Raw genomic sequence first — 15036 nt, 5'->3', positions numbered from 1 at the left:
TCGATCGCTGCACCCGTGCCGTTGAAAATCTCTAGGGCTTTATTGTTGCTGCTGCCCTCAATATATTCCGAGAAAAATAATGCCATGTAAATCTCCGTAAAAGCTGCGAATTTTAGGTCATCTAGAGGTTTTAAGCGATCGCTGGGCTAGCAGGTGAATGTTCATTAATCCAAAAGCTTAATTACGTGTGGCTAACAGATTCAATTCATATAAATATCACGGCATTATTAAGAAATTGATATCCCTGGTTTAAACAATACTTTTGCTAAAAAATTTTAAGGTTGGGATATATCAGTAGATTAAGCTGCCTTTTGGTATATTAGCTAAGACCGATCGCGCCAAGCACAAATAAATGCTGGCAGAAGCTGCGGGTAGACCCAATGCTATCAAATACTCAAAACAATACAACGGTTCTTTTTTCAGAATTTCTAAATAAATCTTAACAACCTATTAAAATTCAAATTTTTTGTAGATATTCAGGTGGCACATGATCCACTAACCAAACACCATTAGCAGAACAATAGAAGATGTAACCCGCCTGATGCATTGTGGCAGCATGTACAGAAAAAACTACAGCTTTTCCATGTCTTGCACCAACAGTTTTTGCTGTTGCAATATCTTTTGATAAATGGACATGATGGCGTGACATTTTGCAAAGTCCTGTTTGCAGAATTAACTCTACAGATTTACGCCCCGTGCCGTGATAAAGCTCATCTGGAGGAACAACAGGTTCTAATTGTAAATCGACTTTTACACTATGTCCTTGGTTCGCACGAATCAGAGTACCTGTAGAATCAAAAGAAAAGCGTTGTTTCTCGTCGGATTCAACTACTGCTTCTAATTCCTGATGGGAAATCGGAAACTTGTTTTTAGCACAAGCAGTAAGTAGTTCATCAACAGCAACCCAACCACTGGGAGCAAGTTTAATTCCAATTGCATCCGGTGTGTGTCGCAAATATTTGCTGAGATATTTGCTGATTTTGACGAGGCGAGAATCACTCATAAGATTGTGGTTGGCATAGAATATACTACAAAAATATATTTTTAATGTTACATTACACTTTTCATTGATGGTTTTAGTTTGTGTAAATTAAGAGAATTTGTCTGCCCATCATGGCTGATGCCACCCCAAGCATGACAATCAGTGTCACCTTCCCACCAGGAACAAGTGGTTGATTTATGCTATCTGAGTTGTCTTGTTCTTGACGTTGCTTCCAACTCATTAATGCCGGAATAATTCCACCTAGAACTGAAATACCAAATGTTCCAGTGTAATCTAGGGCAGTAAAAAAGATGCTGGGATTGAGGGTTCCGAGAGTCAATGGAGGGAAAAGAGCTAGCGAATAGAGGGGTAGGCGGCTAGAAAGTTTGCCCTGGGTAATTAGGAAAATATCTTTGAGCAAATCTAGCAATCCGTACACAAAGCCAATAAATGATGTAGCGATCGCAAACTCTGAAAAAATGGATACTAGCACTCCTAACCATTCCCCCGCGCCACCTGCTCGGAGAACTTGTAGTGGGTCAAAAATAGTTCTACCGTTATATGTGCCATGTAGCATATCGGGACTGACACTTCCTAAAATTACGGCATTCCACGCCAAGAACATAATTAGAGGAATCACAGAACCAATAAAGATAGACTGACGAATTTTGCGGGCATCCCCTTCGAGTTGTGTCACAACCAACGGCACAACGTTTTGGAAAAATAGCCCCACAGACATCACTGAAATGGCACTACCAAGGGCACTCCAGTTCTGAAATAACAGTTGGGTACTCTGAATGTGTCCTCCTGCCAAAAACAATAGTCCCAAAAAGGAAACCATAATAATTCCGACAAAGGCGCTGTTTAATTTCTCAATAAATTTTTCTCGCCCAAGATACATAATGCCACCAAATAAAAAGGTGAAAGTCGTCGTACCCACCCACGTAGGCAATATCTGCGTACTCCAGATTTTTGCCGTCGCAGATCCTAAAATCTCTCCACCTTGGGCGATGTATGCTACCAAGAGAGCATAGTGCATGAATAAATATGCCCCACCTGCAAGTCGTCCTCCCACCTTACCAAGGATTTTCTCAACAACTGCCAAAAAACCTATACTTGGATGCCCTTCTGTTCGTATTATGTTTAAAGTTACTTCTGCAACCAGTAACCCTGAAACTAAAGCGTAAAGCCAAACAGCAATCAGCCCAGATGTGGATGGCACAATCCCAGACGGCAGAGTAACGGCTGGTAGAGCGAGAATCCCAGCCCCAACGGTGGTTCCCGCAATTAATGCAGTATTTCCCAATACACTACCCGGTTGATGATTGAAGTTTTTTCCATCAAATTCGAGATGAGAAAACAACCGACTGACTTGCTCTGAATCTTGGAGAACTGTCTTTATGGGAACCATACTGAATATTCGTACTTAAACCCAAAAGTTAATATTAACATCTGTAAATATTCTTTACAAAACCCTGATGTTCATGCTTTTTCAGGCAAATTTTCGTGATTTCATCCTTAATACAACCTTTTGGACTGTAAATGTCATTTGTGTTGATGCGATGAAGAATTGACAGTTAACGGTTGCAGCAACTGCATATATCCAGATGTTCACAAGTGCGATCGCGCCCTGTCCCCCAAACCATCGAAAGCCCTTCTGAAATTGGCTATTGGATTGACGCTGGTTACGTTGATGGTAAACCGCCAAGATTCCTTATCTGAGTAATTTGTTAGAAAAGCCTGTGTAAAGGGAACACTTCATACAAGGCCTTGTGCTGAAGATATTACTCAAAACCCTATGAACACCAACAACCCTTTGCAGACAATACAAACAAGTATCCATACAGCTTTAGGTGCTGTCAGTGAATTTACTGCCCTACTTCAAGAACCCCAAAAATTCACAAATTACCTTACCCAAATACAACAAAAACCGGATCAATTGTTCCAAGATTTAGCGGAAAAAGGCAAAAATATGGAACAAGATATGACTAGCTTTTTCAAAAATTACTTTTGGGGAGATGGTAAAAAATTACCATACCCCAAATATATAGAACGAGCAGATGGTCAGGCCTTTAATCAACCCTACGAAATCAAAGGGACAAAAATGTACGGCTTTGTCGTTGAAGGTTCAATGGCGAAGTTACAAGAGGTGTGTGATAAATATCTCAACGATCCCAATAACGGAGAGATTGAATATCGCCCAGCGACGAACTATCTTCTCTTGACTTTCAACAAGATAGATTCTTTAAGTTCTATTTATCCACCCGACTATGATAAAGGAACTGTGCATGAAGAAGAAGCCATCTTTTGGATGTTAACAGTGGTAGGTAGAAGAGTTGGGCCTTTATTCATTGCGGAACGCCTAGCTTTCTTCATGCCTTACTTGTACGTGAATAATTCTCCCATTCTAGTTTCTGGTAGAGAAGTCTACGGCTTCTTTAAACAACTTGGCATACTTCAGATTCCTGACTTAAATCAAGAACCGGATTTATTAACCGTAGATACCTTGGTATTTAAAGACTTTTCTCCTACAAGTCAATCTCTAGATGCACGCTTACTAGAAGTTCAACGCATCAGTACAGGAGCTAAACACCAAGCTATTAAAACATGGGACACTTTTGAAGAAGCAGTAAGAGCGATCGCTAGCTTATTATTTAACAATAACGAGATTGCCATTCCTGGCTTACAGCTACCCTTTAATCTCCTCGAATATCTCATAAACAGAGTCGTTCCCCTCGTTACCCTCAAACAAATCCGCGACGTAGAAAACAGCAAAAAGGCTTGCTATCAAGCACTAATTGAATCGCCCATGCAACTACAAACCTTTTATGGGGGAAAACTCTTTGGCTTTGATGGTTTTGGCGATCAATTTCAATTAAAAATCAATAATTTCGCTAACCAACCAATTGTCCAAGACTTAGGACTAGGTAAAGGTTATCCCGCAGGTAGCGAATCAGTAAATATCCCCATAAAGCTCGGTTTCGTCCTGCATTTCGACTTCACCCTCAAAGATGGAAAAGCCGTATGGCAAGCACCACAGAAAAATTAGTGAGTGCTGTTAGCGCTAGCGGGCCGTTGAGCCAGTACTGAGTGAATTATCTCCCTTGTCTTCTGCTTCCTTCTTTACCCGTACCATGCAAAGAAAAACAAACATGTCCGAAACCTTTAAGCCAAAAAAGATCGCTATCTTAGGCGGTGGAATAGCCTCATTAACCACCGCTTATGAATTAACTAGTCAACCAGGATGGGAGAGTCTCTACGACATTACTATTTATCAAACAGGTTGGCGTTTGGGTGGTAAATGTGCAACTGGACGTAACATCAAACCCCATGCACCTGATTGTGAACCAGACTACCGCATCGAAGAACATGGACTGCACATTTTTTTTGGATTCTATGAAAATGCCTTTCGTCTACTCAACCAATGCTACGAAGAACTTGGTGGTAACGGGCCTTTCAGCACTATAGAAGACGCATTCAAACCCCACAGTCTGATTGTCTTAGAAGAATACATCAATCAAAATTGGGTAAATCTGCCTTTTAATTTCCCTACCAATTCTCTAGTTCCCTGGAAAGGTGGCGGTATTTCTTCTCTTTGGGAACATATCTGCACCGCTATCAAATTCGTCATTCAGACTTACACAGAAATTGAGAATTACAACCAGTTGCATCCTGACAAAAGCTCCTCAGCATCTGTTGCTAAACAAATAGCATTAGGCAAAGACGTAATGGAATTTTTATCAGATAGTAGCCTCTTGCAATTTCCTAGCCAGTTGATTCAGTTATTTTTTCAAGAACCTACTTTTTGGGGAAAATGGCTTAACAATATCAACCAATACATTGGCGATATCTTCCAAAACCTAGACTTGACTTCTGAAAAAACATTCTTAGATATTGCCTACAACCTAGCTCAATCACTGCCTGAAAATACCAAAACCCATAGACGTGAACATCACCAGTTAATTCTCAAGCTAATAGACCGTTTTAAAGAACACTTGATACCTCAGATAGAATCTAAAAACTGGCAAAATCCTGACATATTTTGGCGCTTCACACTCATCGATTTAGCATTAGCAAACATCCGAGGTTTATTTGTAGATGAGGTAATTGATTTTCGTTCTCTAGACAGTTTAGATGAATACAACTACAAAGACTGGCTACGAAAACACGGAGCTAGGGAATCAAGTGTTAAATCAGCATTTATTCGCGTCTTATACGATTTAGTGTATGCTTTTCCAGAAGGTAATACCGATAAACCGCAACTAGCAGCAGGAACAGCCATTCGTGTCCTCACCACTATCTTGTTCAAATACAATGGCGCAATTATGTGGAAAATGCAATCAGGGATGGCGGAGTTAGTCATCACTCCACTATATGAAGCGCTAAAGAGTCGCGGTGTAAAATTCAAGTTCTTCCATGTTGCCAAGCAGTTGCACTTAGATCAAAATCAACAAACAATTGCAAGTATCACTTTGGCTCGCCAAGTAAATTTAAAAAACCCAGAGCAAGAATATCAACCACTCATCAAAGTTAAAGACATTCGTTGCTGGCCTAGTGAACCTCTCTACGATCAGATTGTCGATGAAGAAGCCAAAAAACTCCAAGATAAAGAAATTAACCTTGAGTCATATTGGACACCTTGGCAGAATGTAGACAAAATTACCCTCACCAAAGGTGATGATTTTGATATTGTGTTGCTGGGAATTCCTATAGCCGCCTTACCCTCTATTTGCAGTGAACTAGTCGATGCCAAAAAAAATCCAGCTCATCAAAAATGGCACGATATGTTAACTCAAGTTAAGACAGTAACTACTCAAGGCGGACAAATATGGCTTAAACCTACCTTACCGCAATTAGGATGGCAACAATCTAGTCCCGTATTAGGAGCTTATGTTGAACCACTCGATGTCTATGCAGATATGAGCGAGTTACTACAACGAGAAAATTGGCCTTCTGAGCATTATCCTTATAACGTAGCTTATTTCACCGGCGTAATTGCAGATCCAGGTATTCCTCCCCACACAGAATATGATTTTCCAGCTAAAGCTCAGAAACAAGTAGATAAACAAGCAATTAACTTCCTTGACAATTACATCGGACACCTTTGGCCTAATGCTACTCACCCTAAAAATCCCCAAGGTTTGAATTGGGATTTACTAGTAGATTTTCAAAACCGTCAGGGAGCAGAACGCTTTAAAGCTCAATACTGGCGAATTAATATTAACCCATCAGAACGCTATGTACTTTCTGTACCTGGAAGTACCAAGTATCGACTCAAAACTGATGAATCTGGATTTGATAACCTTTACCTAGCTGGCGACTGGATTAACAACGGTTACAATTCTGGTTGCGTGGAAGCTACAGTAATTTCTGCAATGCAAGCAACACGAGCTATCCTACACCAATGCTTCCATATAAAATACACCAAACAAATTATTGGTGAGTGGGATTCTTGGCTATAAAAGTATATCCAATCTAATGAGGTGCATTTTGATAAGCTCAACAAAATTTAGCATTATATAGGTTTTGTCAACCTATATAATTCAGTATTGTAATACATTTTTAATGTTTGTTGTAGCACAAATATTAAAAATGTATTTACTATTCTATGAATAATAGGATAATTATTTCAATTTTTTGAAAAGTTATTTAAGGTATTAATATAAAAAATGATTACATTACCAAATTACCAAATTATAGAATTAATTTATGAAGGAGCAAAAACTGCTGTTTATCGAGCCAGTAGAAATAAAGATAATAAGCTAGTAGTTATTAAACTTTTAAAAACAGAATATCCTGAGCTAAAAGATATAGCAGCCTTCAAACATGAATATGAGCTAATCAAAAATTTAGATATCCCAGGAGTTATTCAAGCTTATAGCTTAGAAAAATACAACAATGGTTTTGCCATTGTGTTAGAAAACTTTGATAGTAGTTCTCTTTATAAAACTATCCAGACAGAAAAAATAAAGTTAGTTAATTTTTTAAAGATAGGCATTCAAATTACCCAAGCTCTAGGTGAATTACACCAAAATTATATTATTCATAAAGATATTAAACCACAGAATATTATTGTTAATTTAGAAACTCATCAAGTTAAAATTATTGATTTTTCTATCTCATCACTACTTTTTAAAGAAAACCCCAAACTCAGTAATCCTGATTTGCTTGAAGGAACTCTAGCCTATATGTCTCCAGAGCAAACAGGAAGAATGAATCGAACAGTTGATTACCGTACAGATTTCTATTCGTTGGGTGTAACTTTTTATGAAATGCTTACAGGTCAGTTACCGTTTCAAGTAATTGATTCAATGGAGTTAGTTCATTGTCATATTGCCAGACAACCTATAACAGTATATGAGTTAATCCCAGAAATCCCTCAAGTAATTTCTGCAATTATTATGAAATTACTCAGCAAAACTGCTGAGGAAAGATATCAGAGTGCTTTTGGGATTAAAGCTGATTTAGAAAACTGTCTTAGTCAGTTAGAGCAAACTAATTCTATAATTGAATTTTCCATTGGTCAACAGGATCAATCTAGCCAACTACAAATTCCCGAAAAGTTGTATGGACGCGAAGCAGAAATAGATATCTTAATGTCTGCTTTTGAAAACATTAATCAAGGAAATAAAGAATTAATATTAGTTGCTGGTTATTCAGGTATTGGTAAATCAGCATTAGTGAATGAAATTTATAAACCTGTTATCAAAAACAGAGGCTATTTTATTGCCGGTAAATTTGAGCAATTTCAACGCAATATTCCTTATGCTTCGCTGATTCAAGCATTTCAAGAGCTAATGCAGCAATTACTAACAGAAAATGAAGCAAAATTAGCAACTTGGAAAGAAAAACTTTTAGAGGCTCTAGTTCCAAATGCTCAAATTATTATTGATGTTATTCCTGAACTAGAATTCATTATCGGGAAACAACCAGAAGTACCACAACTATCTTCAGCAGAGTCACAAAACCGATTTAACTTAGTTTTTCAAAAATTTATCAATTTGTTTGCTCAAAAAGAGCATCCATTAGTGGTATTTTTAGATGATTTACAATGGGCAGATTTAGCTTCATTAAAATTAATTCAGTTATTGACTACAGATACTGAAATTAAATACTTATTGATAATCGGAGCTTATCGAGATAATGAAGTTGATACCAGTCATCCTTTAATGTTAATTTTGCAGGAAATTGAAAAAAATAGTAGTTCTGTCAAGATTATTCATTGTCAAAATTTAAAAATTACTGATGTTTGTCAGTTAGTTAGCGACAGCCTAAAATCTAGCTTAGAGGACTCTAAAGAGTTGGCAAAACTGATTTTTAATAAAACTGCTGGCAATCCATTTTTTATCAATCAATTACTCAAATTTATTCATCAGGAAAATTTACTTTTGTTTAACTTGGTTACTGGTCAATGGCAATGGGATATTCAGCGCATTCAGATGCTAGGAATTACTGATAATGTTGTTGAACTAATGATCGGTAAAATTCAAAAGCTTAAAGGTACTACACAAAATATTTTAAAAATAGCTGCCTGTATTGGTAATCGATTTAATTTCAATATACTGTCTTGTATTAATGAAAATTCTCAGAATGACACAGCATTAGATATTTGGGAAGCACTACAAGCTGGTTTAGTTATACCTTTAAGTGATAGCTATAAACAACCACATCTATTTAATCATGTAGATGTTTTTGTAATTGATTATAAATTTCTTCACGATCGCGTGCAACAAGCGGCTTATGCATTAATACCTGATGAGCAAAAAAAAGAGATTCATTTAAATATTGGTAGACTGCTATTAAAAAATATAGAAGAAGGCTTACTAGAAGAAAAAATCTTCGATATTGTTAACCAATTGAATATCGGTAACGAGTTAATTAATTCTCCCGAAGAAAGATATAAACTAGCTGAGTTAAATCTTATTTCAGGACGTAAAGCTAAAGATTCTGCCGCTTACGAATCTGCTGTAAATTTTCTGAGGCAAGGTCTAAGCTTACTTGCAATTGATTGTTGGCAAAACTATTATGACTTAACTCTTGATCTCCATGTAGAAACAGTAGATGCAGAATATTTAAATACAAACTTTGAGCAAGCAGAAGCATTATTTATTAGTGTTACAAGTAACAGTAAAACTATTCTTGATGCTGTTAAAGTATATGAAAAAAAGATTCAGTTTTATGTGGCTCAAAATCGAATGCGAGAAGCATTAGATTTAGATTTGCAGGTGCTAGAGATGCTGGGAGTTTCATTGTCTCAAACTCCATTAGCAGAGTTAACAATTGAAGAATTAGTCAACCTGCCAGAAATGACTGATGCTCATAAGCTAGCTGCCATGAGGATACTAATGACAGCCATGCCTCCCGCTTATTTAGCAGATCCCGCACTTTTACCACTGATTGCCTTTACGATGGTTGATTTATGTGTGCAGTATGGCAATTCATCTTTTGCAGCTTATGCCTATGGTTTTTATGGACTAATTTTATGTGGCCCTCTTAAGGATATTGAATCAGGATATCGTTTTGGTAAATTATCTTTACAAATATTAGATCAATTTAATGCTAGAGAAATTAAGTCTAAAGTTTACGCCTTATTTAATATTTTTGTTAGACATTGGAAAGAACATATTCAAGCAACTATAGAACCTTTGGAGGATGGTGTTCAAAGTGGTTTAGATACAGGAGATATTGAGTATGTGGGTTACAATGGCTTGTTAGTTTGTTGGCATCCTTTTTGGATTGGAGAGAATTTAGAGATTCTTACACAAAGATTAGAACAATATATTAATTTAGCGCATAAAATACAGCAAGAGCATTTTACAATTTGTTTACTGATATTAAAACAGATGGTCATCGAGCTAGTTCAAAGACAGGATAATAAATCTTGTTTAGATGGTGATAGTTTTAATGAATCAGTAATGCAAAGAATGGCAGGAAATATTACAACCATCTTTTATGTTTATCTTGCCAAAACTATTTTAAGTTATTTCTTTAAAGATTATAGTCAGTCTGTTAAAAATGCTCAATTAGCACAACAGTATGAAGTTGCAGCTAGTGGAACCACTTATCTACCTCAATATAAGTTTTATTATTCTTTAGCATTGTTGGCTCTCTGTTTAAATACTACTTCCCAAACAGAGATAAAAACTGCTATGGATCAAGTAGAGGAAAATCAAAAACAATTAAAAGAATGGGCGGCTCATGCACCTGTAAATAATCAGCACAAATATGAACTAGTAGAAGCAGAAAAAGCACGATTTTTAGGACAAGCATTAGTAGCGATGGAACACTACGATCGTGGGATTCAAGGCGCTCATAAGTCTGGATATGTTCATGAAGAGGCGCTAGCTTATGAATGTGCAGCAGAATTTTATTTGAGTTTAGGAAGAAATGAATTTGCTTCGCTATACATGACAAAGGCACACTATGGTTATCGTCGTTGGGGAGCAGGTGCTAAATTTAAAGATTTGGAATTAAAATATCCAGAATTAATTACTAAGGTTGCTACTCACTCTCAAGTAGGTTTTACAAGTAATACTATTACTACTTCCACTGCTAATGAAAAATCAAGTGGACTAGATTTAATCACAGTTATTAAAGCATCACAAGCTTTATCAGAAGTAATTTTATTGGAAAATCTGCTAGAAAAATTAATGACAATTGTGATTGAGAATGCTGGCGCTCAGACTGGTATTTTACTTCTCGATAAAGGAGGAAAATTATTTATTGAAGCTCAAGCCAGTGTAGAACAAGATGATTTAACTGTTGGTCAATCACTGCCATTAGGAAATAGTCAGCAATTACCTATATCTGTAATTAATTATGTGACAAGAACGCAAAGAGATGTAGTTTTATCTGATGCTAGCAAGGAAGGAAGTTTTACAAGAGATCCATATATTATTGACCATCAAGTTAAATCGATGATGTGTACTTCTATTGTTAATCAAGGCAAATTGATTGGGTTACTTTATTTAGAAAATAATTTAACAGTAGGAGCATTTACTTCCGATAGAATACGAATCTTAAAGATCCTTTTTTCGCAAGCAGCTATTTCTTTAGAAAATGCCCGACTTTACGCTAACTTAGAAGAAAAAATAGAGGAAAGAACTAGAGAGTTAAATGATAATAATGTGCGATTAAAGCAAACACTGCACGAATTAAAACTAACTCAAACCCAGCTTATTCAAACAGAAAAAATGTCCAGTTTGGGACAAATGATTGCTGGTATTGCTCATGAAATTAATAATCCTGTAAGTTTTATTCATGGCAACTTAGATCACATTGATAATTATACACAAGATTTACTTAGTTTAATTAATATTTATCAAAACACCTATCCAGACTTAGCACCAGAAATAAAAGAGTTTTTAGAGAATATTGATGTTGATTTTATTAAAGAAGATATCCCTAAAACTTTATCTTCTATGAAAATTGGCACGCAACGCATTCGGGAAATTGTGCTGACATTACGTAATTTTTCTCGCTTAGATGAGTCTGACATGAAACCTGTTAACATTCATGAGGGGATTGAGAGTACTTTACTAATTTTACAAAGCCGTCTCCAAGTTAATCCAGGTAAGCCTGCAATTGAGATTATCAAAAATTACGGTTATTTGCCAAAAGTTGAATGTTATGCTGGGCAACTTAATCAGGTATTTATGAATATTCTGAATAATGCAATTGATGCTTTGCAAAAGTTAAATCACGAAAGAAACGTAGAGGAAATTAAGAGTAATTATAGTGCGATCGCTATTCGTACCCAAGTAGTCAATCCTGATTTAATTGTCATTTCCATTAAGGATAATGGAGTAGGTATGAGTGATAGTGTCAGACAAAGAATATTTGATCCTTTTTTCACTACTAAACCTGTAGGACAAGGTACTGGTTTAGGATTATCCATCACTTATCAAATCGTAGTAGACAAACATCACGGTATAATAGAGTGCATTTCTGCACCAGGAGAGGGCACAGAGTTTATTATTCAAATTCCCTGTCGGCAAAAGCAGGTGATCTAGCAACACCGATGTGGACTAACAGAGATTTGATGATTTGGGTAGCCTACACTGTGTTCAATCTAATCCCCCAGAAAACAATTTACCAACTTGTATTAAATCTACATTTCCACCGCTAATGATGACACCAATCCTCGCCTCTGGTGCTGTTACCACGCCTTCGAGTAAGGCTGCTGCTGCAAGTACTCCGGTAGGTTCAACGACAATTTTCAGGCGTTCCCACAAAAAAAACATGGTGCGAAGAATCGCCTCTTCCGATACCGTCACCATATCATCGACGTAATGCAGCACTAAGGGGAAAGTAATTTTACCAAGGCTAGGAGTCCGCGCACCATCAGCGATGGTATTAGGATTGTTGACTGTTTGCAGAGTTTTGGTGTGAAAGGAGCGGGTAGCATCGTCGGCAAGGGCTGGTTCTACCCCGATTACTTTACAATTGGGTAAAAGTGACTTGGCTGCGATCGCACATCCTGATAGTAATCCGCCGCCACCACAACAAACTAACAATAAGTCCAATTCACTAACTTCTTGGATCAGTTCTAAAGCAGTTGTCCCTTGTCCGGCGACTACATGAGGATGATCGTAAGGGGGGATGAGTGTCAAAGAGCCTTCGCGTGCTAAATTTTGGGCTAATTCTTCTCGGTTTGTTTCTTGGCGATTGTATAAAATTATCTCTGCACCATAACCACGAGTGGCAGTTTGCTTAACAGCAGGTGCATCATCAGGCATGACAATAGTAGTGGGAATATTTAGTAATTGCCCAGCTAAAGCGATCGCTTGGGCATGATTTCCCGATGAATAGGTGATAACGCCTGTTTGTTTTTGTGCTACCGATAGTTGAGCTAGGGCGTTGTATGCACCTCTAAATTTAAATGCCCCCGTGCGTTGGAAATTTTCGCACTTAAAGAATACTTGGCTATTAGTGCGATCGTTAACAATTCTAGAAGTCAGTATAGGCGTGTGGTGGGCAATCCCCAAAATTCGCTCTTGTGCTGCTTGCACATCAGTTATGGTAACGGAATCATGCTGTGGCATTGATGACGATATTAAATATTTTTGCTCTTGTTTATATAGATACAGATTTTTATATTTGTGCCAAATATCCTTGATTGAAGCATACTCATTTCAGGTGGATAGCATCATTTCTTGTCTGCATAAAAATAGCTACAGTAGATATTATATATTACTGTAGTAATTTTTAGAAAACTTAAATTAAATAACTCACGTTTACCATTTTTTTAGCATGAATAAAATATCTGAAAGTCGGCAAAAAAAAACTGCTCTAATTACAGGAGCGGCTAGTGGAATAGGCTATCAATTAACCCAGATTTTTGCTCGTCATAGTTATAATCTTGTGTTAGTAGATAAAAATGAACAAAAACTTACTGAAATTCTAGATGAATTTCCGCAAAAGTTTGGCATTTTTGTGAAAATTTTTGCTCAGGATTTATCTATCCCAACATCTCCAGAAGAAATTTTCACAGAACTACAGCAAGCATCTATAAAAATTGATGTGCTGATTAACAATGCTGGCTTTGGTACTTATGGAGAATTTAATGAAACAGACCTCACCACTGAACTGAAAATGCTCCAGGTAAATATAGTGAGTCTGACTCATTTAACTAAGTTATTCCTTAAGGATATGGTAGAGCAAAACTATGGAAAAATATTAAATGTGGCCTCATGCGCTGCTTTTCAACCAGGGCCTTTAAGGGCAGTTTATTTTGCGACTGAAGCCTATGTATTATCATTTTCCGAAGCGATCGCTAATGAATTAGAGGGCACAGGTGTCAGCGTGACTGTTCTTTGTCCAGGGCTAACAACATCGGAATTTCAACAAACATCAGCAATGGAAGATTCAAAGATTCCTAACGTTAACAGAATGATGGATATGCAAACCCTTGCTAGGATTGGTTATCGGGGCTTAATGAAAAACAAAACTGTTATCGTTCCTGGTATGAAAAATAAGATATTGACTGAAAGCGTAAGATTTACACCCAGAAATTTAGTAACAAAGGTCGTGAGAAGTATACACGAACTCAAAAAAAATAGGTAGCCCAATAGGCCCGCTCTTAGTTAAGAAAATTTATCTGTTGGAGCAGGGGAAGCAGGGGGAGCAGGGGGAGAAATCCGGATTTAACCCAAGCGTATTGCTCGATATCCTATACTCTTTTCAAGAAAACCTGATCAACGGATTTTTTGGATGAAAGAATCTGTTGATAAGGTTTAACCATTTGCAAAAAATCGTTTAAGATTAAGCTCTAAGCTGTTGGACATTTAACTTGCATATTACATATAATAAGTAAAAGTCTTGTGGGGTGGGCATCTTGCCCGCCCTGGTTATGCAAATTAAAAGTACATTAGCTTACCAGAGATGTGGTTCAAATAAATAAAACCTGCTATCAATTCATTTTTGCAGAAATTCTTTCAAAATTTACTTAAAAACAATGGAAACCAAACAAATTTGCGTGATTGGGGCTGGAATTAGCGGTCTGGTAACAGCTAAAACTTTTGTCGAGGAAGGCTACAACGTGACTGTATTCGAGAAACAAAAAGGGCTTGGTGGTGTTTGGGAAAAATCTCGAAGTTACCCAGGATTAACAACCCAAAATACAGGTGACACATATAATTTTTCTGATTATCCCATGCCTGCATCCTACCCAGAGTGGCCCGAAAACAGGCGGTTAAACTGACTCCACTGAGGAAGCACCGAAACGATAGCCTTTGCCGTAGACTGTATGAATCAGTGTAGTTTCTTTACCTACCTCAATCTTACGGCGCAGCAAACGAATTAATGCCGCAATCACATTACTACTCGGTTGTTCTTCCTCTTGCCACAAATTTTCCATAATCTGGGCATGAGTCATTAGTTGTCCAGTGTGTTCCATAAAGTATTGCAGCAACTGGCTTTCTTTTTGCGATAGCTCAATTATTCTTCCTTGGCGATAGGCTACTTGATTTTCACAATCGAGTTCTAAATCAGCGACGGTTAAACGTCCAGTGGTGGTTTCATAGGTTTGGGAACCGGAACGACGCAATAAAGCC

The 15036-nt window shown here is 37.2% G+C and carries 10 protein-coding genes; 5 read left to right on the top strand and 5 right to left on the bottom strand.

What is annotated here, in order from left to right; all coding sequences use genetic code 11:
* Positions 1–457: 457 nt before the first annotated feature.
* From VE944_RS08845 to VE944_RS08835, 3 genes are all read right to left on the bottom strand, one after another.
* Positions 458–1003 (bottom strand): RNA 2'-phosphotransferase, encoded by a 546-nt coding sequence (locus VE944_RS08845; RefSeq protein WP_324975315.1) that lies wholly within the window; start codon positions 1001–1003, stop codon positions 458–460.
* A gap of 73 nt (positions 1004–1076) precedes the next feature.
* Positions 1077–2393 (bottom strand): amino acid permease, encoded by a 1317-nt coding sequence (locus tag VE944_RS08840; RefSeq protein WP_324975312.1) that lies wholly within the window; start codon positions 2391–2393, stop codon positions 1077–1079.
* 81 nt (positions 2394–2474) lie between these two features.
* Complete coding sequence (locus VE944_RS08835) at positions 2475–2690, bottom strand: hypothetical protein (protein WP_324975309.1); 216 nt, start codon at positions 2688–2690, stop codon at positions 2475–2477.
* A 90-nt stretch (positions 2691–2780) separates the two neighbouring features.
* Here VE944_RS08835 and VE944_RS08830 point away from each other — a divergent pair, with 90 nt between their 5' ends.
* The 3 genes from VE944_RS08830 to VE944_RS08820 all read left to right on the top strand — a co-directional run bounded on the left by VE944_RS08830 (position 2781) and on the right by VE944_RS08820 (position 11994).
* Positions 2781–4031, top strand: coding sequence for a hypothetical protein (locus VE944_RS08830; RefSeq protein WP_324975307.1), 1251 nt, complete (start codon positions 2781–2783; stop codon positions 4029–4031).
* Positions 4032–4134: 103 nt separating this feature from the next.
* On the top strand, positions 4135–6444 hold the full coding sequence (locus VE944_RS08825; protein ID WP_324975304.1) for an NAD(P)-binding protein: 2310 nt from the start codon (positions 4135–4137) through the stop codon (positions 6442–6444).
* A gap of 207 nt (positions 6445–6651) precedes the next feature.
* Positions 6652–11994: a trifunctional serine/threonine-protein kinase/ATP-binding protein/sensor histidine kinase gene (locus VE944_RS08820; RefSeq protein ID WP_324975301.1), complete on the top strand. Its 5343-nt coding sequence runs from the start codon at positions 6652–6654 to the stop codon at positions 11992–11994.
* 54 nt (positions 11995–12048) lie between these two features.
* Here VE944_RS08820 and VE944_RS08815 read toward each other — a convergent pair whose 3' ends face one another.
* A complete protein-coding gene (locus VE944_RS08815) occupies positions 12049–13026 on the bottom strand; it encodes a threo-3-hydroxy-L-aspartate ammonia-lyase (protein WP_324975298.1) in 978 nt (325 codons plus the stop codon).
* A 208-nt stretch (positions 13027–13234) separates the two neighbouring features.
* Here VE944_RS08815 and VE944_RS08810 point away from each other — a divergent pair, with 208 nt between their 5' ends.
* Positions 13235–14047 (top strand): SDR family NAD(P)-dependent oxidoreductase, encoded by an 813-nt coding sequence (locus tag VE944_RS08810; protein WP_324975295.1) that lies wholly within the window; start codon positions 13235–13237, stop codon positions 14045–14047.
* A gap of 391 nt (positions 14048–14438) precedes the next feature.
* A complete protein-coding gene (locus tag VE944_RS08805; RefSeq protein WP_324975291.1) occupies positions 14439–14684 on the top strand; it encodes an FAD-dependent oxidoreductase in 246 nt (81 codons plus the stop codon).
* Here the strand turns inward: VE944_RS08805 and VE944_RS08800 are convergent.
* Positions 14676–15036 (bottom strand): winged helix-turn-helix domain-containing protein (locus VE944_RS08800; RefSeq protein ID WP_324975288.1); only part of this gene is annotated, 361 nt, incomplete at its 5' end. The genes VE944_RS08805 and VE944_RS08800 overlap by 9 nt on opposite strands.

The organism is Nostoc sp. (assembly GCF_035638895.1).
GTDB lineage: Bacteria > Cyanobacteriota > Cyanobacteriia > Cyanobacteriales > Nostocaceae > Nostoc.
The sequence above is the reverse complement of the archived record's forward strand: the minus strand, read 5'-3'. Positions and strand labels throughout refer to the sequence as shown.